Here is a 23,491-nt window from a genome sequence, read left to right as displayed (position 1 = left end):
CATATTTTTTATTTCATCTTCACTAACGCATTGAGATGAGGTACTTTAACCCAATATCAAAAGCATTATGAAAATTAGGGTTTAAGGGGTTTAAATGTATTCAATTGTTCGTTCAAACAAACTAGATAACGTCTGTTATGACATTCGAGGACCAGTATTAAAGCAAGCGATGAAATTAGAAGACGAAGGTCAACGCATTCTTAAATTGAACATAGGTAACCCTGCCCAATTTGGTTTTGAAGCCCCAGAAGAAGTATTAATGGACGTGATCAAAAACTTGCCAAATAGCCAGGGGTATTGTGATAGTAAAGGTCTATTTTCTGCACGCAAAGCGGTAATGCAGCACTACCAAGCGAAAGGTTTATTATCTTTAGATACAAACGATATCTATATTGGTAACGGTGTCAGCGAGTTAATTGTAATGGCGATGCAGAGTTTGCTTAATAATGGTGACGAAATATTAGTGCCTGCACCAGATTATCCATTATGGACTGCGGCTGCGAATCTATCAGGTGGTAAAGCCGTTCATTATATTTGTGATGAGGAGTCAGACTGGTTTCCAGATATCGACGATATTAAATCAAAAATCACCTCTCGTACTAAAGGCATCGTGTTAATTAATCCAAACAATCCAACCGGTGCTGTTTATAGTAAAGAGTTATTAGAGCAAATAGTTGAGTTGGCACGTCAACACAACTTAATTGTTTTTTCCGATGAGATTTACTCAAAAATTGTCTATGATGATGCAGTTCATATTCCGCTTGCAACCTTAGCCGATGACATTTTGATTGTGACCTTTGATGGTTTGTCTAAAGCCTATCGCGTATGTGGATTTCGAGTAGGTTGGATGATGATCAGTGGTGCTAAAAAACAAGCACGTGATTATATTTCAGGCATAGAAATTTTAGCCAGTATGCGTTTGTGTGCCAATGTGCCAATGCAACACGCAATACAAACTTCATTGGGTGGCTACCAAAGTATTAATGAATTAACAGTGCCAGGTGGGCGTTTATACGACCAAACACAAACGGCTTGGAAATTATTAAATGATATTCCGGGTATTAGCTGTACTAAGCCCAATGGGGCATTATATCTTTTTCCTAAATTAGATCAAAAGCGTTTTAATATTAAAGATGACCAACGTTTTGCCATGGATTTATTAGTTGAAGAAAAAATACTAATTGTACAGGGAACCGGATTTAATTGGCACAAGCCCGATCATTTCCGTATCGTTTGTCTGCCTCGCGTTGATGAAATGGCTATTGCGATCAAAAAAATAGGTAGCTTCTTAGAAGGCTATAGCCAGTAAAATCAATACTATTACAGGTTAATTGCTCCCAAAATGTAAGTGCCTTTTTGAATAGCATTGATAATCATTGTTCTAAAAGGCACAGCGCATGTACACATAATGAATTGTAGTAGCGGGATCTAATGGCTATCTTCAGTAGCGGTAAAAGTAGGCAGACAAAATACATAAGTACTCAATAATGTAACAATAACCTTCTCATCACTAATCATTATCATTTCACTCCCATTGAGTTAAAAGATGTTTAAAAAAATAATTTTCGCTGGTTTGGCTGTCTGTGCTTTATTATTACTATTCATTGATGTGGGTAGCTTATTTTCACAACGATTAATTGAAGCATTATGGCCTATTGGTCATCTGAGTGTTTTTTGTTTTTGGAGTTTCTTACTACTGCATTACCACTCAACCATCAGAGCATTCTCCCTGCTAAAACAGTGCTTCACTCTTACACTATTATGTTTTGCTTTTGGCCTGAGCATTGAAATAATACAACCGTATTTTTCACGTGAAATGGAGGTACAAGACTTATTTCTCAATTACATGGGAGTATTATTAAGCATAATTTTATTTAGCAAACACCCTATCCATTGGCTATTTAAAGTCTCCTACTTGCTGTTATTAGGTTTAGTACTGCACCGTTCTGCATTATTGATTTATGATGGAGCAAAAGCACAAATAGATTTCCCCGTCTTAGCCTCATTTGATCAAGAGATCGAGCTAACTCGTTGGAAAGCAGATCAACCATTAATGATTAAAAAGCCAATTACACAACCAGTCTCAAGCAGTATGATGCAAATCACCTTTGTACCACGACAGTATAGTGGCGCCGCACTTCGTTACTTTCCGGGCAATTGGCAGAATTATAGCAAGATAACTATAGGCTTTTATAATCCCGCCCCTAACGCGTTACCAGTGACCTTAATTATTACCGATCGTCACTATAATAAAGGGCATCCAAATTACCGCGACCGTTACGATCAACATTTAACAATTGCCCCCGGTTATAGTGAGCAAAGTATTTTGCTTACGACTATTCAAGCGGGTGTTGAATTAAGAAAAATGGATTTAAGTAAGATAGCAGGTGTGGATTTTTATATGTACGAGTTAAGCAGCCCCATTTACTTGTATTTAGATACAATGTATTTGCAATAAATTTAAGCTTTGTGATGGGCGATATAATCGACTAGGTAGTGGCTATATGATTGACAATATAATTTGGGCATTTTAGCTCAATGAGTATCAGCGACTAAGATTGCAGAAGCAGAAATTAGCCACTCATTTAAGCAATATAAGGATTATAATGGGCCGTAGATTTTATCAGTTAGGCGTACATGCACGGTTATCTCTTCTCGGTCATGATATAAATGCTTAGCTTGTAATTCATAGTTAAAACCAGCTTGATCAATCATATCAGTTAATATTTTTAAATCGTCAGTGGCTTCTTGATAACGTTGTTTCATGGGTAACTTGAGATTAAAAATCGCCTCTTTACACCAACCATCAATTAACCATTGCGCCATTAATTTTGCAACACGCTTGGGTTTCTCAATCATGTCACACACTAACCAATGAATGTTTTTACGTTCAGGTTCAAATTTAAAACCATCTTCCATGTAGTGGGTAACTTGACCTGTTTCCATTAAGCTATCGGCCATCGCCCCATTATCGACACAACTAACGAACATACCACGTCTTACTAATTGATAAGTCCAACCGCCGGGACACGCACCTAAGTCAACTGCGCGCAAACCAGAATGAGCACGTAAAGCTTGTTCTTCTTTAGTCAAAAAGGTTTGGAACGCTTCATCCAACTTCAATGTAGAACGACTTGGCGCTTCATTGGGGAACCTTAAACGCATGATCCCCATATGTTCGTCACTGCGATTGTTGGGTAAAGAATAACCCACATAGGCAGTTTCATAATCCATAAAGCAAACATGTGTACGTCGCTTTTTATGGTTCTCTTTATTGGTCAGATTATTGTGTTTTTTTAATGCTTGTCTAAAAGGTACAGTAAATTTACGACAAAAAGTAAGCAGAGGTTTAGTTTCATCGCCTTCAGGACATTCTACATAAACATCGCCGGCCATTGGTAATTGGCGAGTAATGGCTAAAATCGGCGTAATACGGTCTTCAGCAGGCAACTCTTCTACTAACGCAACCGCCACAATCATTTGACGTGCAAAAATTAATTGAGCAAAGTTTAATTGCTCAGCTAATGCTTCAACTTGTGATGGGTCATAGCAATGATATAAAACAAACCCACTATTTTTTAACGTTTTAATATAACCAAATACTTCAAGCTCACTAGCTTTTGCTTGAATTTCATTGGCACAATCGTTTTCAAAACCTGGACGACAATATAAAAGAATACCTAACATATACCCCTTAGTTTATTGTTCATCAATAAACCTTTATTTTTGTTTAAAAATCATAGAAACAACAATAGATAACCAGCCACAAATCAGTAATAAACCACCCACGGGAGTGATTAAAACCAGCAGCTTTGAACCTAAAAAGACCAAATAATACAAGCTCCCACTAAAGCAAAAAATACCAAGCGTAAGACAATACTGACTTATTGTAAGTGAACGTTGAGAAAGCACAGGTAATGTAAACACACAGCCCAACACAGCAACCACCAATAACGTAATGGCATGGAATAACTGATATTGCGCAGCAAGTTGTACTTGTGACACTTGAGCGGGCGTTGCCCATAGCGCTAAACCATGGCTAGCATACGCTCCAAACATAACCGCCGTTGCGCCCAAAAAGGCAGCAACGGCGATAAAAGTACGCGCTTGTTTAGTTAATAACACAAGTAACCTTATTCAGTGATGATTGGCGCTAAACTTTTTGCTAAGTCATCCATTTGCTTCATTTGTGTTAGGAATGGCACTAGTTTATCTAATGGTAATGCACAAGGACCATCACACTTAGCATTACTTGGATCAGGATGAGATTCAAGGAATAGACCAGCAATTCCCTGCGACATGCCCGCCAAACCTAATTGTACCACCTGGCTTCTACGACCATCGGCACTATCACTGCGTGCACCCGGTTTTTGTAGAGAATGGGTTACATCAAAGATAACCGGATAACCGGTTTCTTTCATGGTACTAAAACCTAACATATCTACTACTAAATTATTATAACCAAAGCAGCTACCACGCTCACAAAGAATGATTTTGTCGTTACCAGCTTCTTTAAATTTAGTAATAATATGTTGCATTTCATGTGGCGCTAAGAATTGTGCTTTTTTTACATTAATCACCGCATTCGTTTCTGCCATTGCTTGCACAAGGTCAGTTTGACGACTTAAAAAAGCAGGTAATTGAATAACATCAACGACTTCAGCTACTGGCTTAGCCTGGTAAGGTTCGTGTACATCAGTAATAATTGGCACATTAAACGTAGATTTAATCTCTTCAAAAATACGTAAACCTTCTTCTAAGCCAGGACCACGGTAACTATTGATTGATGAGCGATTCGCTTTATCAAAAGAGGCTTTAAATACATAAGGGATATTCAACTTAGTAGTCGCTTCCACATAGGTTTCAACCATTTTCATCGCTAAATCGCGAGACTCTAAAACATTCATTCCACCAAATAATACAAAAGGAAGATCATTTGCAACGTCTATATTGCCTACTTTAATAATTTTCTGAGTCATTTTTTCTCTCTTGTTAGTTGTAACTTGTTATCCCAATATTACAGTAAATTCATTGTTGGATAACCAAGTATTCACGACATACCGGATCGTGATTAATGAATTGTCTGAGCACTGTGCTCATCTGTCATTTGCTTAATTTGTTGTTTTAATAAATTAACAATCGGGTCTTCTGGGCACTGTTCTATAAAATAGGTGAAATCATTGCACGCTAAGCGAAAACATTCTAACTGTTGAAATAAGAAACCTCGGTCCCTTACTTCAAAAGCATCTTCGGGATCAAGGCGTAATAATATATCACTACACAACAAGGCTAATTCGATATTTTCGGCTTGAATATAAGCCGCTTTTAAAACGCTAATATAACGTTTTATAATTACTTCATTTGAATCTGCATTGAGCATTTCAGCAGTTAGTCGAGCATGATTACCCAACTGACCACGCACTTTTAATTCTAGTTGCTTACAACTAACTAGTTCGCCGTTGAATGGGTCGACATAGATAACATCAAACTCTAATTCAACTTTAACAATAAACCCACTTGGAAAGCAGATCCCCTGTGCAGAAAAACCAGTCTCCTTTAGCATTTCAATCAATAAAATCCCCAAACTAATGGGAACGCCCTTACGACGCGCTAATACTTTAGAGACTAAAGCATTTTTAACTTCGAAAAAAGCTTTCCAATCACCACTAAAACCTTGCTCTTGATAAAGTGTATTTAACAGCACTTTTAGTTTATTAAGATCGTTCGTTGTTTCATGTTTTATTTGTGACTTGATCACAATCATCTGCAAACGCATTGAATCTTGAAATTGTAAAATCGACTGACCAGTAATTTCAGATTCCGCCATACTCGCCAATTGCAAAAGCGAATATGCACTATAGTCAATACCTTCATGAATAATACTTGTATTAAGAATGCGCTGTTCTATTGCATCTTGTTCATCTAATTCCACTTTTTACCCCACTAATAAAATGGCTTGTTTAGTGAATGCTAATTTCGCTATGTAGGCCAACCAACCGAAAGCACCAATAAACGCTAACCATTGAATATGTTTTTTAGTTTTTTCATTTAATGCGACTTGTACCATTGCAAAATAAGCAACAAAAGCAATGAGTTTTTCTAATAACCAATATCCACTTTCAACAAAAGGATTAAAGTGCAAAAGTCCCATTAACGCTAGTCCTAAAACGATAATTGTTAAATGAGTGTGTAAATGAATTTTTTTGTAAACGGCTTTTTGTGCATTTACATGCCCTGACTTTAGCCAGAAGAATCTTAAAATAAAGATAACTATAGCCAGCAGAATGAAGGTCATATGTGTGTGTTTTAAAATAGAATACATCTTTATCCTAGAGGTAAGTCATTAAACTTACAGTTGTTTTATTAATATTATTTAAAAATATAAATTTATAATATGAACGTTAACACGTTAAAAATCCTAGCGTCACACGGTCGTTATTTGCGTAATCTTGTTCCGTTCGTATACCTGTAAATCCATTTTCATGCAGAATCTGACTAACTAACACAGCTTGTTCAAAACCATGCTCAAATAACAGGCAACCATCAGCATTTAAATAACCTTTTGCTTGCTCGCAAATATGTCGTATATCAGATAACCCCTGTTCATTAGCGACTAAGGCAGATAGAGGTTCAAAACGCACATCGCCAAGGTTAAGGTGTTTATCATTAGCGTCAATATAAGGCGGGTTACTAACAATCACATCAAACCGCCCCTGCACATTTTCAAACCAATCGCTTTGGTATATCTGTACTTGTTTAAGCTCTAAATTATCTCGGTTTTCAGTGGCAAGTTTGACTGCCTGCTCACTAAAATCTACCGCTACGCAATGCGCTTGAGGTAATTCACTGGCGAGTGCAAGAATGATCGCTCCAGTGCCAGTGCCCAAGTCCAATATATGGGTATTAAGATGATTTTTTTCAAGTATCTTGTTAAGCGTAACCTCTACTAAGACTTCAGTATCTGGTCTCGGTATTAAGGTACTATTATTGACCTTTAACGGTAATGACCAAAACTCGCGCTGACCAACTAAATGAGCAACTGGGTGACCATTAACACGTTGTTCTATTAACGATTCAAAATGTGCCTTTTGCTGTGCACTTAAATCGCGCTCTGGCCATGTTATTAAATAGATCGTTTCTTTACCAAGTACAAATGCTAACAATACCTGTGCATCTAAAAGCGCAGAGTCACTATTTACAAGCGTGAACTCTGCCCATACCAAAGCATCATCAATACGCAATTATAATGTACCTTGTGCTAATGCCGCTAATTTGTCTGCTTGGTCTTCTTGTAAAATAGGATCCAGTAGTGCATCCAACTCACCTTCTAAGACTTCATTTAGACGATATATAGTTAAGTTAATACGGTGGTCACTAACACGACCTTGCGGGTAGTTATAAGTACGAATACGTTCGCTTCGATCGCCACTAGCGACTAAGCTACGACGAATATCTTGCTCTTCGGCATTGTTCTTTTCGTCTTCAGCTTGTTGTAAACGAGCTTGCAATACCGACATCGCTTGCGCACGGTTTTTATGCTGTGAACGTTGATCCTGGCATTCAACCACTGTACCAGTCGGTACGTGAGTAATACGAATAGCCGAGTCAGTTTTATTAACGTGTTGACCACCAGCCCCTGATGCACGGAACGTATCAACTTTTAAATCAGCAGGATTAATTGAAATCGCTTCAGATTCTGGAATTTCAGGCATCACTACAACAGTGCACGCAGAAGTATGTATGCGTCCCTGTGATTCAGTTTCAGGTACACGCTGTACACGGTGACCGCCAGACTCAAATTTCATTAACCCGTAAGCACCTTCACCTTCGATTTGCATGATCACTTCTTTGTAACCACCCTGCTCACTGACATTGCTATTCATGATCGTGACACGCCACTTTTTGCTATCGCAATACTTACTGTACATCCGGAATAAGTTGCCCGCAAAAATCGCCGCTTCATCACCACCGGCGCCGGCACGGATCTCAACAAAACAGTTACGATCATCATTAGGATCTTTTGGTAATAATAAAATTTGTAACTGATCAGCTAATTTTTCTACATTAACCTTTGCTTCAACAACTTCATCTTCCGCCATTGCACGCATATCTTCGTCATCGTCTTCTAACATAAGTTCAGCAGCAGCGAGGTCTTGTTGTGCACTTTGAAATGATTTAAAACACAACACTACTTCTTCCAGCTGTGAATACTCTTTCGTTAATTCACGATATTTTTGTTGATTACTAATGGTATCAGGATCGCCTAACAAGGCTTGAACTTCTTCGTAACGTTCAACTAAAATTTCTAACTTTGCAACAATTGATGCTTTCATCTTTATCTCTTTTTATGAACAGGTAAGTAGTCGAGCTACTTAATATATTCTTTATAAATCATCTTTTTGGTTTAAACCCAATGTTACTCTGAGTAACTCTAAATCTTGTTCATTACCGGTCTGGCTGACTGTAGTGAGAGCCTGACTAGGGTGATGGATTAATTTATTGGTTAATTTAAACGCCAGTTCTTTTAATACTTTTTCGCTATCATTGCCATTCGCTAATGAAGTAATAGCACGTTGTAATAATTCATCTCTTAATTGCTCACTGTTTTGACGATATAAACGAATAGTTTCAACCGCTTTTAAAGATTCTCTCCAAGCCATGAAAATATCAACGCAGCCGACAATAATTTTTTCTGCTTCAATCGCGGCTTCGGCACGAGCTTGTTTATTTTCTTCTATTATGCCCTGCAAATCATCCACACTATATAAATATGCATCGTTTAATTCTGAAACTTGTTGCTCGATATCACGAGGCACCGCAATATCAATAAATAACATGGGTTGATGACGACGATCTTTTAATGCACTTTCCACCATACCTTTGCCGATAATGGGCAATGGGCTAGCTGTTGAAGAGATGATAATATCTGATTTAGATAAGTGGTTAGGAATTTCGCCCAGTGTGATTGCTTTAGCATCAAATTGTTCAACTAAATCCATCGCACGTTCTAGGGTACGATTAGCAATAGTGATATTAGGCACTTCATGCTCAAGTAGATATTTACCTACTAGTTCAATGGTTTCACCGGCTCCGATTAATAAAACCCGACTTTGTTTTAAATCACTAAATATTTGTCTTGCTAAACAGACGGCTGCAAAGGCAACAGAAATTGCATTTGCGCCAATTTGTGTTTCAGTACGCACGCGTTTAGCCACTCTAAAAGAATGTTGAAACCATTTATTCAGTGTTTTACTGACCGCTTTGTATTGGCTTGCAGTAGCAAACTCTTGCTTGATCTGCCCTAAGATTTGCGGCTCACCCAGCACTAATGAATCTAAGCCACTGGCAACACGAAATAAGTGTGCTACTGCTTGCTGATCTTGATAGCAATAAAAATTATCATTCAAGCTGTCCGTTTCAATACCATGGAACTGCGTTAACCAATGTAATATTGAACTGGGATCTTCCTGTTCAAAATGACAATAGATTTCACATCGATTACAGGTTGAAATAATAACCGCTTCCTTGACAAAGGGTTGAGTCAACAAATCAGCATAGGCAATAGATAAAGAATCAGGCGAAAAAGCAACCTTTTCTCTCAGTTCTACTGATGCAGTTTGATGATTAATTCCTAACGCAAATAATGGCATTTATATAATTCACAGAGTCAAAAAGATTGGGATAAAATAAAAGAGCTGAATTCTACGTAATTTTACAACAAATTTAAAGCTAACTCTGTTTCTAGCACCTATTTAGTCTTATTTTTAAACAATTACTTAACTTGTTCTGCTTGATAAAACAGAAACACAAAATTTCTTCGCTTATATTTTTACATGTCTGCTTTGCTTGGGTATTATCAGCTTCATCATTTTCACCCTTTAACGATTGATGAGCCCATGAACATTAAAAAAATATTCGCTAGTATTATAGTTACCTTTTCACTTTCAGGTTGCTCTTATTTGTACGATACCTTTGTTTACCAAATTGATGTAGTGCAAGGAAACTATATTGACAGTGAAAAACTAGCCAAAATTGAGATAGGCATGACACAGGAGCAAGCTATTTACGTGTTAGGCTCCCCGATGTTAATCGATCAGTTTGATTCATCAAAATGGTATTACATTCGTTATATCAAACCTGGCGGTGAAGACATTCAGCAATCAGAAATTTTACTTACATTTAAAGATGGTCAGTTAAATGAAATTGTGAGTGACAATACTTCTGTCGAAAATCCTCTCATTAAGAACCCTAAAACTAAAAATGCGCCTAATGCAGCGGCACAAAGTGATCAAACCAAAGTGCCTTTAACCTCGGAATAAAATTTTATAGTGCGTTTTTTATAGCACGGTTAAAGTGTCACCCCATAAAAGGAATGCCAAATGCATTCCTTTTTTATTCGATCGCTTTATTGACAGTGTAAAATTAAGAAGTTTTATCCCGTATGCATAAAACAGACTAAATCTGCTATACTAATATCTGTTTAAGTGCGCTAAATCACCTTTAATAACAGAATATTACAGAGAATTGATCTAGCCCATGTTCCCTTCGAGTAAATTTTGCTTTTTATATAACAGGGCATATGATGAAAGTTCCTTAATACTATAGAAGTGAATTAAAGATGATTAAAACTTACTCTGATACTTTTTTCGAAGAAATGAAATTACTTGCTAAGTTCCCACAAAAATCACAATTAGAAGGATTAAAAATTCACAAAGAAGCATCCCCATCAGTTATCCAAGCCGCACAATCTCTTTTTGATAAAGGTCTTACTACGCAACATGACGGAGGTTATCTAACCGATAGTGGTTTAGAAACAGCCGAGCACTTACACCATGTATTAATCGCGTTAAATTAACAAAAAAATCAGGTTGATGATCCCAAGTTAATAAATTACCTTAAAATAACTAATTAAAAAATTGGCTGATTAAAATAATCAGCCAATGGTTAATGAAACTTTGTATAGAATGTTTAGAGGACATTTAATTCGATATCTATTCTACGTTTAACAAATGCACTTCTATCAAATGTATTTTGACTCAACGTAGATTGAATAAATGTTCTTTTAGTCATTGAGCTTGATTAAGCGTAGAGATAATCAAGCTCGATTCACTATTATTGGTACTGTTAACCTATTGATAAATAGATTAGTAAGCGATGCTCATATGTTGATTTAAATGCGCTGCATTTTCAGTTTCCTCTACCATCGCAATCGCATAATCAGTCGCTGATACTTTACTTTCACCGTCGGTATTAGTAAAAAATGTGTTATCGCCTATACGGTATTGACCTTCACTGCCCCCAGGATAAATAAACGCAGCCGGGCTAACAAATGTCCATGATGCATTACTTTTACTGTCTTTGAACACATTTAATGCTTCTACTTGCGCTAATGCTTCTTGCTTATAATCCTCTGGGAATTCAGGGGTTGAAACGAGTGTAACACCAGGCGCCACTTCTAAGCTTCCTGCGCCGCCTACCCAAACAATGCGAATATTACTGCCATCAAGTGCAGTCATCAAACGTTGTGCAGTATCAGCCACCAGCTGGTGATTACCGTTAGCACGTCCACCCACAGAAACAATCAAGACTTCAACATCACCTATCAAGGAGGTTATATCTTGCTCGCTTTGTAAATCAAACGAAACAACGCTCGTTTTTTGTTCACTGATTTTTATCGGATCACGTACAAGACTAACCACCTCATGACCACGCTTTACAGCTTGCTCCAAAATGTGGCTACCAATCCAACCCGTTGCACCTAATATTGCTAATTTCATTTTATGTTCCTTCTTTGATGTTTAACGCTGAGCGAGTAAAAGCAGTTTACTTGTTCGATTTACAATGATAAATATAGAATTAAGACACATATTGGTTCTAAAAAGGTTACTAATGGATAAGATAACGGCAATAAAGAGCTTCATCGAAGTTGCACGAACAGGCAGTTTTACTAAAGCTGCTGAACATTTATCTTTAAGCCGCCTACAGGTCAGCCGCCATGTACAAGAAATAGAACGATGGCTATCACTTCGATTATTTCATCGCACCACGCGTAAAGTAAGCTTAACCTTGCAAGGAGAAGAAGCTTTACTGTATTGCCAACAAATAATCAGCACGGTTTCAGACATGCAAAGTCGTGCTCATAGCCACAATAATGAGCTAGTGGGTACGATTCGAGTTGCATCACCCATTGGGCTTGGACAAGCGTTGCTTTTTGATAAAGTTGAAGCATTTTTGGCATTACACCCAAATACAAACATTCAACTTATTCTGTCGGATAACTTGTCACAGTTAGTTGATGAGCGCGTTGATGTTGCGCTTCGTTATATGCAACAGCCCGATGAGCAACTTATTGCTCGTAAATTGATGCACATCGACAGTGTATTATGTGCTTCAAGCCTTTATTTAACCAAGTATGCGGCATTAAAAACTCCGCAAGACTTAATCACTCATAACTGCTTGGTGCATAGCAGTGCCGCTAAATGGCGGATTACATCTGCCAACAGTGATCAAGAAATAACGGTCAAGGGGAACTTGCAATGTAATGAAATGGGCGTCCTTATTAATGCTACGCTCAGAGGTATGGGCATTGCTAATATTCCGTGTGATTTAGCAAATACCTATTTACAAAGCGGAGAGCTCGTTGAAGTACTACCTGACTATTATTCTCCTGGCCATAACTTATGGGCCGTTTACCTTTCGCGTAATTATCAACAATCAGTCGTGCGTGCTTTTATAGATTTTTTAGCAACACACTGGCAACAAGATATTAAAAAATTTACTGGAGCTATCTCCTAACCTAAGGGTAATCAGCCCATAAACTACATTGTTAAAGTTATTACAATTGTGAGTAGTTATACAAACAATGTAAGTCATTAGTCTTTAAAAAAGGCCGCAAGAAAATCACGACTAATGTTAATATAAAACCAGTTGAATACGCTGCGTAGGCTTTAATTATCATTACTCGGTTGAGTAAATAAGCACAACAAGGTACATTCAGCGTTTCGATTCTGTAAAGGCTATTATTTTATGAAAGTTATCTCCTTCAATATTAACGGGCTGCGCGCGCGTCTTCACCAATTACAAGCGATTATCGATAAACATCAACCAGATGTGATCGGTTTACAAGAAATCAAAGTACATAATGATGCCTTTCCAGTTGAAGCGGTAGAAGCGATGGGTTACCACGTTTACTTTCATGGCCAAAAAGCACATTACGGTGTCGCAATGTTATGCAAACAAAAACCAGCAGCGGTGCAATATGGTTTCCCTACTGATAATGAAGATCATCAAAAACGCATGATCATGGTGACGGTAGCCGATGAAGATGGACAACCAGTACATATTCTCAACGGTTACTTCCCACAAGGAGAAAACCAAACTCATGAAACTAAATATCCCTATAAGCGTCAGTTTTATAAAGATTTAAATACTTATTTACATGAGAATCACACAGCCGATGAGCAAGTGATAGTGATGGGTGATATTAATATATCTCCACTTGATTTAGATATTGGTATTGGTGAAGTGAATGCAAAACGCTGGTTACAAACCAAAAAATGTAGCTTCTTACCGGAAGAGCGTGAATGGTTAGCTACCTTAATGGATTTTGGGTTTACCGATACGTTCCGTTTATTACATCCAGAAGAAAATGAAAAATTTAGCTGGTTCGATTACCGCTCTCGTGGTTTTGATGACAACCGGGGGTTACGCATTGATGTGGTATTAGCAACACATTCATTAGCTGAAAAAACAGTAGAAGCAGATATTGATTATGAACTAAGAGGTATTGATAAACCTTCAGATCATGCGCCTATTTGGACTGAATTCGCTTAATCCAAATAAACCAAAAGCGTTAGTTTAACGATTAACGCTTTTGCTGCTCACAAGCACTTAGATTTTCGGCCACTGCAAATGTTCACACTCATTAACTTCTGCTAATTTAGCCTGACAAGCCGGTGCTAAAAATTCCACTCCAATATCAGGTTCGACACTAAAGCGATAAACTTGTTGCTCATAAGTAAATTGAATTTGATAAGCATGTAAATAACCTCTGTCATATCGATATGCATCTTCAGTCGCATAGATAGGATCGCCACAAATAGCACTTCCTACACTCTTCAATGCAACGCGAATTTGATGCGTTTTACCAGTTTTAGGCTTAACAATAAATAATCGTTTACCTTCACCTAGGGCATAACTAAAAAATTGTGTGATAGCGAGGTTATCTTGGTGACGTGTCAGTTTCCACATTGAACGACGCGATTTCTCCATGCCTCCTTTAATTAGCCCCTGTGTTTTCTTAGGCTTCTTATCAGCAATAGCAAGGTAATACTTTTGAACTTGTTGTGCTTTGAATAGTTCAGACAGACCATGCGCTACCTGCGATGATTTTGCCAATAATAACAGCCCTGAAGTCATTTTATCTAAACGATGTACACTATAAAGTTTTTTACCTAAAAATTTCTCCACAGCAACAACAACGCCATATTCACCGTCTTCACTGTGGAAATTAATGCCCGGTCGTTTATTAATAACCACAAAATGGTCATTTTCTGAGACTAATGAAAAGTATTCATTAGTGATTTCACTGTGTTCAAGCATGATTAACTCCAAGCATTAAAAAGTTGTTGATGGTTATGCATCAGATGATGATATTGACGCGGCACTGTAAGCTAAATTACTTAATAGTTGGGGCAAAATTTGTAATATTTCATCTGTCTCTGGTAATTGTTGAAAAAGATCTAATAACGTTTGATCCACGTCTTCTGCTGGTACCAGTTTGCTTAATAGTAAAATAGTGGTTTGTAGTAAATTTTGCGCTTCTGGTTGGTCTTCAAGGCCTAACCAATGGCTATTAAACAATTCAATAGCGGCTAAAAAACCTACTGAAAACTGCACTGCATTAACACTTAATATCTGTTCATTATCAATCCAAGTTTTACAATTTAATCCATTTAGAGGGATCGCTTGCTGATACAAGGACTGTAATTCTGCAACTAGTTTTAACACATTATTGGCAAAGTCAGCAGCTTGTTGTTGGTTCTCAAAAGTCATATCAGCTCCCTCTTGCCATAAATAACCTAACCACTGCTCGAGATCGATTAATTCAGGTAATGCTTGAATACTGCAAATAAAACCTAATTGATAATAAGTGGGTTGCAGTTGCTGCAATTGTTGACAGTTTTCACTATAACGAATGAAATCCATAAAAACGTTACTTTGATGATCGGGCATAGATAATCCTATCGATATAAAAAAGCCCACCCGAAGGTAGGCTTAGCCGATTATTATATACTACTGATGGCTTAGTATAATATTTTTGATAAGTCGTATAAATCTTGGCGAAATGGGCGTTGCATTGTTTGTAAACATTCAGCAATATCATGGTGAACCATTTGACCATTTTTAATACCGATACAGCGCGCGCTTTGTCCTTCTTTTAGCAATTCAACAGCATATGACCCCATACGACTTGCTAAAATACGGTCAAAGGCCATTGGAGAACCACCACGTTGTAAATGGCCTAGAATAGTTGCACGTGTTTCACGCTTAGTTCTTTCTTGAATACGTTTTGCTAACGCATTAACGTCAGTGATATGCTCGGTAATAGCAATAATCGCATGCTTTTTACCTTTATCTTCGCCGACTTTAAGTTGTCTAATCAAACTTTCTTCATCGAAGTTTTTTTCCGGAACAATCACGTACTCACTACCACCAGCAACAGCAGCCCATAGTGTTAAGTCACCACAATGACGGCCCATAATTTCAACAATTGAAATGCGATTATGTGACGAAGAAGTATCACGTAGACGGTCAACCGCTTCTACAATTGTATTTAAACACGTCATAAAACCAATAGTGTAATCAGTACCTGCGATATCGTTATCGATAGTTCCAGGAACACCAATACATGGGAAACCCATTTCACTTAATTTTAATGCACCCATGTATGAACCATCACCACCGATCACGATCAATGCATCAATACCATGCTTTTCTAATTGTTTAATCGCTTCTTTACGTACACTTTCTTCTTTGAATTCAGGGAAACGAGCAGACCCTAAAAATGTACCACCACGGTTGATAATATCTGAAACTGAATAACGGTCTAATTGTTCTATTTTTCCCGCATGTAGTCCTGCATAACCATCGTAAATACCAAACACTTCAATACCGTGTGAAAGACAAGTACGTGTTACTGCTCGGATTGCAGAGTTCATACCTGGCGCATCGCCACCACTTGTTAAAACACCAATTTTTTTAATCACAATTTACCTCAACCAATTACGCTAATTGACAAATAATATAAAACTAAGTTATTACGACTTATGAATAATTTCAGTAATCATTATTGTCTATAAAATTAAAACTTTTATTATTTTAACTCAACTTATATGCAGTTTTCTATAAATAATATAGACATCAAATATCACTGCGTATTTCGAATAATTAAAATAGCTATTTTTTAATCATTGGTTTTTCATGTAAACAACCGATGACACTCTGAGTGGTAAGCATACAATAACTGTGGCTACTACAATAACAATTTTATAAAGATTCTTACTAAAAAGATGTTTGTTTATTATTTTATTAACACCTTAATTTTTGCTACAAATCTTTTTTTAAATGTTCATAAAATTGTAATATTTACAGGTTATCGTGCTTACTAACTAAAAGGAGAATAAAATGAAAAATAGAAAGAAAACATTTCGAAACAAACATATATGGTTTTCAGTTTGGAATCCAAAATCCACACAACTAAGCCCTAAATGTGATGCAGACTACCGTCCTACCCGCCAATCAAACCGCTAAAACAAGCTCAAAAAATAGTTTCATATATTATAAAAGAATCAAACCATCAAACAAAAAAGCAGGCGATTATCCTGCTTAATACCCTACACCTTAAATACTAACCCTTCATCTGAATGTTAAAGGTTAGTATATCAATAAGGTTTATATAACCACTTAACCCAGTTGGTCTGATGCAACCGCATAAGATGGATCTTCAATTACATTCATTTCAACTAATACGCCTGCTTTATTCAATAGCTTACGACAATCTTTACTTAAATGACGAATATGTAATTTTTTACCTTCTTTAGTATAACGTCCATTTAACACACTGATTGCTTCAATAGCAGAATGGTCAACAACGCGACACTCAGCAAAATCAACAATGACATGGCGCGGATCATCTTTAACATCAAACAATTCTAGGAAGTTACTAACAGATCCAAAGAATAAAGGACCATTAATACGGTAAGATTTTTCACTACCATCTTCACTTATATCAATTTTAGAATGGATATGACGAGCATGCTCCCAGGCAAATACTAGAGCAGAAACAATGACACCCACAAATACCGCAATAGCAAGGTCAGTAACAACCGTTACACCACTCACTAACACAATAACAAATGCATCTTTAATCGGCACATTACGCATCATTTTAAATGAAGCCCATTCAAAAGTACCTAATACTACAATAAACATCACCCCCACTAAAGCAGCTAGTGGCACAATTTCAATGAGACCTGAAGCAAATAAGATAAAAGCAAGCAATGCTAAAGCAGCTGTCACACCCGATAAACGACCACGACCACCGGAGTTGATATTAATCATTGATTGTCCAATCATGGCACAACCCCCCATACCACCAAACAAACCATTAACCATATTAGATGCACCTTGTGCAACACACTCTTTATTAGGTCGACCACGGGTACCGGTCATCTCATCAACCACTGTTAATGTTAGTAGCGATTCAATTAAACCAACCGCCGCAAGAATCAACGCATATGGCAATATAATTTGTAGCGTTTCAAAGTTAAATGGCACAGCAGGAATAGCAAACGTTGGTAAGGAACCCGCAATGGTTGCATTTTGATCGCCCGTCATACTTTGCAGATAATCAAGTACTGTACGTGTATCTAAAGCAGGGACAAAATAAACCAATAATGTCACCACTAAAATGGCCACTAACGTAGAAGGCACCGCATTAGTCAATTTTGGTAAAAAATGAATAATAGCCATTGTTAATGCAATGAGGCCAAGCATGATGTACATCGCTTCGCCTTGTAACCACGTTAGCCCCCCGCTTGCATCTTTTACTTTGAATTGACCCAATTGTGCTAAAAAGATAACAATCGCTAAGCCATTAACAAATCCTATCATTACAGAATGCGGTACCATACGGATAAACTTACCCAAATGAAATGCGCCAAATAAGATTTGTAGTAAACCAGTTAATAACACAGCTGCAAATAAATATTGCACACCATGTTCACTCACTAATGCAACCATTACTACAGCCATTGCACCCGTTGCACCAGAAATCATACCCGGACGACCACCAAATATAGCAGTAATTAATCCCACCATAAACGCAGCGTATAAGCCTACCATTGGTTCAACACCAGCCACAAAGGCAAAGGCTACCGCTTCAGGGACCAGTGCTAATGCAACGGTTAAACCTGAAAGCACATCATTTTTAATACTGCTTTTATTAATTTGGGGGAATTCGAACACCGATTAGTTCCTTGTAAGGTCAAATATAGGGCGCGTATTATAGCGCCCATTGAAGCGAACAGCAAAACAAACAAAATTTAAGTGTCTTAACTCTCATTTTTATTAAATATTCAAGAAATATTTAAAAAATCGCCATTAACTTGTCACCTTTATAAAGCGACATGACCTTGTTTATTACCTTGTAAATGCATATCAATATAACGCTGTTGCTTTTTTTCTTTTATAAAGCTTAAATCAACCACCACTAACCCATCGACACAATGATTAAAGTCAGGGTCAATATTAAAATCAACAAACTGCACGCCTCCTTCAGAACAAAGCTCAGTATATTGTTTATATAGTGTTGGTACACTCACACCAATATTACTCATCATGGTTTTTAACTTCATAAAATCTTTTGCATAATTTTCGCCAGTAAAATAATTAAATAACTCGTTATCTAATTCATCGGATATTAAGTAAGCATTTCGTGCACTTGCCAAGGTACCTTGAGCAGGAAAATATAATTGATAAAAATAGACAAGATATGCATGAGCCTTCTTAGGTAGCGCTGAACTCAGCGAAACAGGCCCGAATAAATAACGGATATCCGGATTCATCGCTAAGTAAGCGCCAATCCCCTGCCACAAATATTCCAAACTACGCTTCCCCCAATAACGAGGCTGTACAAAGCTGCGCCCTAACTCAATCCCCCGTTCAAACACAGGTTGCATATCTGCTTCATATCGAAATAACTTACTGCTATAAAGTCCCTCTAACCCTTGACTCGAGATTATTTTTGAAGTGGGCGTGAAACGATAAGCTCCTACTATTTCCAGTTGCTCTTGGTCCCACAATATCAGATGCATATAATTAAGGTCGTATTTATCTAAATCTCGCTTTTTCCCAGTACCTTCTCCAACCGATCTAAAGGTGACTTCACGGCAACGACCTAACTCTTTTAAAATCACACCGTGTTCTGGTTTCTCTAATAAATAAATACTTTTATTATCTGATGTACAGCCCAACAGCTTACATTTTTCAATAGCTTGCTTTAAATCGACTCTGGCCACAGGATGTGCAATAACCGACTCCGTTTTAAAATAACTTACTTTACCTTTGGCGACTCTGATCACTTCATTTTGTAATAAATTAACTTTAACCTTAGTGGAAAGCTTGTTTTTACCATAACTATCAAAGGGGATTAATTTCCCAATACTAACTTGAATACTCTGCTGGTTGTGATTAAACATCTCCTGCACTAACAATAAACTAGCGAGTGGTTTATAGAACAAAGAGCATGCATAGAATGTCCAAGAATTTCGTGCTTTTATATGAACCGGTAAAATCGGTGCTTTAGCCCGTGATGCAATTTTTAAAAAGCCTTTATGCCAAGTGCGATCCTTAACCCCGGTAGCAGTAAAGCGAGACACTTCCCCTGCAGGAAAAATGATCACAGCACCATCGCAACTGAGAAAATCATGGATATTTAACAGGTCTTTTTTGGCGGTATTACCAGAGAAATTATTAACCGGCAATAATAATTCATGCAATGCCTCTATTTCCATTAAGAGTTCATTGGCCACTACTTTCACATCGCTGCGCAATTTCCTGACTAAATGTAACAATGCTAATCCATCTAACGTGCCTATTGGGTGATTTGCAACAATGACGACACGACCAGTGACAGGAATACGCTCAATTTGTTTATCAATAGTGGCAAAACTAAAATCAAAGTATTCTAGTGTTTTCTCTATTAGGTCAAACCCCTGTAGATTCGGATAACACTCTGCGAAGTGAATAAAGGTAGTTTCATGGAGTAATTTTTTACACACAGAATGTAACAGTTTATGTTTAAAAGATGTTTCTTTTAATTGAGGAAAGTACTTTTTAAAAATTTGCTGGCTTGAAATCATGTTATCTACACCTCTTATGCTTTTAAACTAGGATAAGAAATGACAATGACAATTGGGTTGCAAAAATAAGACGTATTTATGACCAAAGAAAAGGAAGCGACGATTAATTAATATTTATTTACAGTAATTTAAAGCCGATAAACAACCATTTCACATAAAAATCAATTAAAATCTGTGCTTATTGTTAATCCTGTCATTAGCGATGCTATAACACATGTACGCTTAGTTTTTACAACATTTCTGAAACTAGCTGCTAGTGTTGATCAACAGTTTCGTTATCAAACCGTCAGCAATAACCAAGCGTATATTAAACTAATAGATTGAGACCTTATAAAAAAGCTTGCATCAAAAAGTGTTAAAAATAAGCTAACTTGAACTACATAGAAGCGCTTAATTAGAAAACTCTGTTTCAACCTCCCAAGCCTGTTGATGGTATTGATATAAAGCATTACTGCCTAAATAATTAATTTTGATATTTGCTTTATCTGCATAAAAATCTTTATTAAATACAAATGACCCCGTTAATAACGGCAACGTTAACCATTTTGTTGAAACATCAATATCATTGAATGCAGATAATCGTTGTAAAGGAGGCAACCCAGTTTTACTTGCAATGGTCCACCCCCACTCTCCAAATGAAGGTACATTTTGATGATATTGTTGAGTTTGGTAGCCCGCTTGCTGCAAGGTTTTTCCGATTGAAATAAAGGCAGACTTTGCATGAAATGGCGATGTAGATTGAACTACAATCGCACCATCACCATTTAATAAATGCTGTAATCGGTAATAAAAATTCACACTGTACAATTTATTTAGATCAGGATGGCTAGGATCCGGTAAATCTACAATAATCGTATCGAAGTGAGTGTTAGCAGCTAACAAGCGATCAATCGCAATAAAAGCATCATCATGAATCACTTCAACACCTGGTTGATTAAAACTATCCAGTGTTAACGACTTGATCTTGCTGCTTAAATGAGGAGGCAAAAATTGCTCAGGTTGTTTAAACAAAGCGACTAAGTTAGGGTCAAGGTCAATTAGAGTAATGTCGGTAGGTTTCCATTTTTGTACTTCTCTTAACGCCAGACCATCACCCCCACCAATGATCAAAACACTGTCATGACGTGCAGACGCCAACATCGCAGGGTGCACTAAAAATTCGTGATAAATATGTTCATCTAAACTCGAAAACTGTAATCGACCATTAATATAGAAATTATAAATAGGTTCATAACCACCGCCTAGAAGACGCTCAGTAAAAACTAGATTCTGATAGGGTGTCTGCGTTTGATAAACCACCTTATCTAAATACAACATATTTTGCATTTGCTTTTGCCAATGCCCTCCAGAAACAAAAATTAATACAATTAACAGCCCTAACAACACATGCCCTAGGATCAGTTTAACTTTAAAACGAAGATAGCTTCTGAAGCGAACTAAAAAGATGAAACCTGCGATAAGGTTTAATGACGCAGTTAATGCTGCTGCTTGGCTGATTTCTATTTTCAGCATGAACAATACCCAGATAGCCGCGCCTATACCAGCTCCAATATAGTCGGCACCGTAAATAGTCCCTGCATTATGGGCGAGGTGATGACCGTAAACTGTCTCTCGAATACGCGCAATTAAGGGGATTTCCATGCCAATTAAAAAGCCCAGAATAAATGCAAAGAGGTAAGGTAGTTGCAGGCTTATCCAACTTAGCGTTGATAGAAAATCGCCATTCACTAATACATCATTAGGTATTTGATAGGTATCAGCGATAATTTGTGGCAAGGTTTGACTAAAACCGATCACCGAAGCAATTAACAACGTTGCACTGCAACCGATCAATGCAACGATTAACTCTAATACCACAAACCCTTGAAATGCATCCTTTATTCTTTTTGCAGCAAACGCTCCCAAGCCCATAGACACTATCATGATCCCGATGATGGCATAAATAACCGTTTCAACACTGCCTAAAATTCGAGCTGAATAATGGGATAAAAGATATTCGTAAATCAAACCACAGCAGGCTAAGGTAGCCATGATTAAAATTAATAGTGTATCGTCAACAAGGAGTTTTATTTTGTTATTTTTGTCAGCATTGAAGGACATAGATTGATATTCGCTTATAAAAAAGGCCATCTTAAAGATGGCCTGATCGATTTAGGAGGTTGTAAATTACGACATTAATGCCATTAGTAATAAAGCAATAGAAAATGAGGTTGTTAACTCAATCGTTGCAACACCGATATTTTGCTGATCTTCAACTTCTTGTCGACGGTCAATGCCCCATAACACTAATAATTTAGCAACGGTTGTTAACAGAGTTAATAGCACCATTAATACCACACTGATCACGACCCACTGTGCTAGCCCTAACCATAATTCGTCGATATTAAATTCAATAAAGTAACTAGCTGCCGTAACTGACATTGCCGTAGAGATTAAATAGCCGCTGTAGCGAATGGATAATGCAAGATGCTCATTCACTAATGCAGTTTGAAAGGTAATACCGTTGTTTTTCGAGTACTTCCATTCAAAAATACGCGTAATAATCACTAGCATTACCTGTGACACTATCCACACGCACGTTAATGCAATAAAGGTATCAACACTGATCCCTTCTACCCAAATAATGGCAGCACGCACCACAATAGCCGTTGCAATAGCAGAAGCAGCATCAACTAAACCAACAGCAATATTTCGATTACCGATCAAATCTTGTTTATTAAAAGAAGGTAAGGCAAATTTATCGTGAATATAGCGGCCTGCTTTAATCAAGACTAATGCCGCTATTCCGTAGCTGAGCATACCAATTAACTCTATTTTATAAGAGCCTGCCACTTCGCCAGTAATTGCACCACTTAGTGCGATGCCCATAGCCGCGACACCGCCAGCCATACTAATACCAAATGCAAAGTTGTCCTTGGTAGCCAGTTCATCGGTAGTATCTAACTTATTAAACAGCCCCATCATATAGCGAATACAGCCGAGAAAAAACATCGCGACTGCCATATCAATAGCTAAGTAACCTATTAGGGAACTATTGTTTTCCAATGTTGTAATTAACTCATTCATAT

General features: G+C 37.3%; 22 protein-coding genes. 6 read left to right on the top strand and 16 right to left on the bottom strand.

Features of this window, described 5'->3' with window-relative positions:
* Positions 1 to 94 precede the first annotated feature (94 nt).
* Both H592_RS0104565 and H592_RS0104560 read left to right on the top strand, forming a co-directional pair.
* Positions 95 to 1,309, top strand: a complete 1,215-nt coding sequence (locus H592_RS0104565; protein WP_028867738.1) for a pyridoxal phosphate-dependent aminotransferase — start codon at positions 95 to 97, stop codon at positions 1,307 to 1,309.
* A gap of 237 nt (positions 1,310 to 1,546) precedes the next feature.
* Positions 1,547 to 2,458: a VanZ family protein gene (locus H592_RS0104560; RefSeq protein ID WP_028867737.1), complete on the top strand. Its 912-nt coding sequence runs from the start codon at positions 1,547 to 1,549 to the stop codon at positions 2,456 to 2,458.
* Positions 2,459 to 2,601: 143 nt separating this feature from the next.
* Here the strand turns inward: H592_RS0104560 and rlmM are convergent, their stop codons facing one another.
* The 8 genes from rlmM to hemA all read right to left on the bottom strand — a co-directional run bounded on the left by rlmM (position 2,602) and on the right by hemA (position 9,650).
* On the bottom strand, positions 2,602 to 3,687 hold the full coding sequence (rlmM, locus tag H592_RS0104555; protein WP_028867736.1) for a 23S rRNA (cytidine(2498)-2'-O)-methyltransferase RlmM: 1,086 nt from the start codon (positions 3,685 to 3,687) through the stop codon (positions 2,602 to 2,604).
* Positions 3,688 to 3,720: 33 nt separating this feature from the next.
* Positions 3,721 to 4,125, bottom strand: coding sequence for a DUF423 domain-containing protein (locus tag H592_RS0104550; protein WP_037070901.1), 405 nt, complete (start codon positions 4,123 to 4,125; stop codon positions 3,721 to 3,723).
* A gap of 8 nt (positions 4,126 to 4,133) precedes the next feature.
* Entirely contained in the window at positions 4,134 to 4,979 is an 846-nt protein-coding gene (kdsA, locus tag H592_RS0104545; protein WP_028867734.1) for a 3-deoxy-8-phosphooctulonate synthase, read from the bottom strand.
* A 92-nt stretch (positions 4,980 to 5,071) separates the two neighbouring features.
* A complete protein-coding gene (locus tag H592_RS0104540) occupies positions 5,072 to 5,932 on the bottom strand; it encodes a SirB1 family protein (protein ID WP_245600362.1) in 861 nt (286 codons plus the stop codon).
* Between the two features lie 3 nt (positions 5,933 to 5,935).
* The gene (locus tag H592_RS0104535) at positions 5,936 to 6,322 is read right to left on the bottom strand and encodes a SirB2 family protein (RefSeq protein WP_028867732.1); all 387 of its coding nucleotides are present in this window, start codon (positions 6,320 to 6,322) and stop codon (positions 5,936 to 5,938) included.
* A gap of 79 nt (positions 6,323 to 6,401) precedes the next feature.
* Positions 6,402 to 7,241: a peptide chain release factor N(5)-glutamine methyltransferase gene (prmC, locus tag H592_RS0104530; protein ID WP_028867731.1), complete on the bottom strand. Its 840-nt coding sequence runs from the start codon at positions 7,239 to 7,241 to the stop codon at positions 6,402 to 6,404.
* Positions 7,242 to 8,333: a peptide chain release factor 1 gene (gene prfA, locus H592_RS0104525; RefSeq protein WP_028867730.1), complete on the bottom strand. Its 1,092-nt coding sequence runs from the start codon at positions 8,331 to 8,333 to the stop codon at positions 7,242 to 7,244.
* Positions 8,334 to 8,384: 51 nt separating this feature from the next.
* Positions 8,385 to 9,650, bottom strand: a complete 1,266-nt coding sequence (gene hemA / locus H592_RS0104520; RefSeq protein ID WP_028867729.1) for a glutamyl-tRNA reductase — start codon at positions 9,648 to 9,650, stop codon at positions 8,385 to 8,387.
* A 246-nt stretch (positions 9,651 to 9,896) separates the two neighbouring features.
* Between hemA and H592_RS21480 the strand changes: the two genes are divergently transcribed.
* Positions 9,897 to 10,319 carry an outer membrane protein assembly factor BamE gene (locus H592_RS21480; RefSeq protein ID WP_051368989.1) on the top strand — a complete coding sequence of 141 codons (423 nt, stop codon included), beginning with the start codon at positions 9,897 to 9,899 and terminating at the stop codon, positions 10,317 to 10,319.
* Between the two features lie 299 nt (positions 10,320 to 10,618).
* The gene (locus H592_RS0104510; protein ID WP_028867728.1) at positions 10,619 to 10,855 is read left to right on the top strand and encodes a TIGR02647 family protein; all 237 of its coding nucleotides are present in this window, start codon (positions 10,619 to 10,621) and stop codon (positions 10,853 to 10,855) included.
* A gap of 289 nt (positions 10,856 to 11,144) precedes the next feature.
* Here the strand turns inward: H592_RS0104510 and H592_RS0104505 are convergent, their stop codons facing one another.
* A complete protein-coding gene (locus H592_RS0104505) occupies positions 11,145 to 11,777 on the bottom strand; it encodes an NAD(P)-dependent oxidoreductase (RefSeq protein ID WP_028867727.1) in 633 nt (210 codons plus the stop codon).
* 112 nt (positions 11,778 to 11,889) lie between these two features.
* Between H592_RS0104505 and H592_RS0104500 the strand changes: the two genes are divergently transcribed.
* Entirely contained in the window at positions 11,890 to 12,795 is a 906-nt protein-coding gene (locus tag H592_RS0104500) for a LysR family transcriptional regulator (protein ID WP_028867726.1), read from the top strand.
* A 231-nt stretch (positions 12,796 to 13,026) separates the two neighbouring features.
* The gene (xthA, locus tag H592_RS0104495) at positions 13,027 to 13,833 is read left to right on the top strand and encodes an exodeoxyribonuclease III (RefSeq protein ID WP_028867725.1); all 807 of its coding nucleotides are present in this window, start codon (positions 13,027 to 13,029) and stop codon (positions 13,831 to 13,833) included.
* Positions 13,834 to 13,890: 57 nt separating this feature from the next.
* Here the strand turns inward: xthA and H592_RS0104490 are convergent, their stop codons facing one another.
* The 7 genes from H592_RS0104490 to H592_RS0104460 all read right to left on the bottom strand — a co-directional run bounded on the left by H592_RS0104490 (position 13,891) and on the right by H592_RS0104460 (position 23,489).
* The gene (locus tag H592_RS0104490) at positions 13,891 to 14,601 is read right to left on the bottom strand and encodes a TIGR01621 family pseudouridine synthase (RefSeq protein WP_028867724.1); all 711 of its coding nucleotides are present in this window, start codon (positions 14,599 to 14,601) and stop codon (positions 13,891 to 13,893) included.
* Positions 14,602 to 14,634: 33 nt separating this feature from the next.
* Positions 14,635 to 15,234, bottom strand: a complete 600-nt coding sequence (locus tag H592_RS0104485) for a UPF0149 family protein (RefSeq protein WP_028867723.1) — start codon at positions 15,232 to 15,234, stop codon at positions 14,635 to 14,637.
* A gap of 71 nt (positions 15,235 to 15,305) precedes the next feature.
* A complete protein-coding gene (gene pfkA, locus H592_RS0104480) occupies positions 15,306 to 16,268 on the bottom strand; it encodes a 6-phosphofructokinase (RefSeq protein ID WP_028867722.1) in 963 nt (320 codons plus the stop codon).
* 697 nt (positions 16,269 to 16,965) lie between these two features.
* On the bottom strand, positions 16,966 to 18,528 hold the full coding sequence (locus H592_RS0104475) for a SulP family inorganic anion transporter (RefSeq protein WP_028867721.1): 1,563 nt from the start codon (positions 18,526 to 18,528) through the stop codon (positions 16,966 to 16,968).
* A 149-nt stretch (positions 18,529 to 18,677) separates the two neighbouring features.
* The gene (gene olsF / locus H592_RS0104470; RefSeq protein ID WP_028867720.1) at positions 18,678 to 20,423 is read right to left on the bottom strand and encodes a bifunctional ornithine lipid synthase OlsF; all 1,746 of its coding nucleotides are present in this window, start codon (positions 20,421 to 20,423) and stop codon (positions 18,678 to 18,680) included.
* Between the two features lie 390 nt (positions 20,424 to 20,813).
* The gene (locus tag H592_RS0104465) at positions 20,814 to 22,553 is read right to left on the bottom strand and encodes a polyamine aminopropyltransferase (protein ID WP_037070898.1); all 1,740 of its coding nucleotides are present in this window, start codon (positions 22,551 to 22,553) and stop codon (positions 20,814 to 20,816) included.
* 36 nt (positions 22,554 to 22,589) lie between these two features.
* Positions 22,590 to 23,489, bottom strand: a complete 900-nt coding sequence (locus H592_RS0104460; RefSeq protein ID WP_028867718.1) for a DUF350 domain-containing protein — start codon at positions 23,487 to 23,489, stop codon at positions 22,590 to 22,592.
* Positions 23,490 to 23,491: the final 2 nt, after the last annotated feature.

The sequence above is a fragment of the Psychromonas arctica DSM 14288 genome (genome assembly GCF_000482725.1).
Taxonomy (GTDB): Bacteria; Pseudomonadota; Gammaproteobacteria; order Enterobacterales; family Psychromonadaceae; genus Psychromonas; species Psychromonas arctica.
This window is presented reverse-complemented; position numbering and strand designations above follow the sequence as displayed.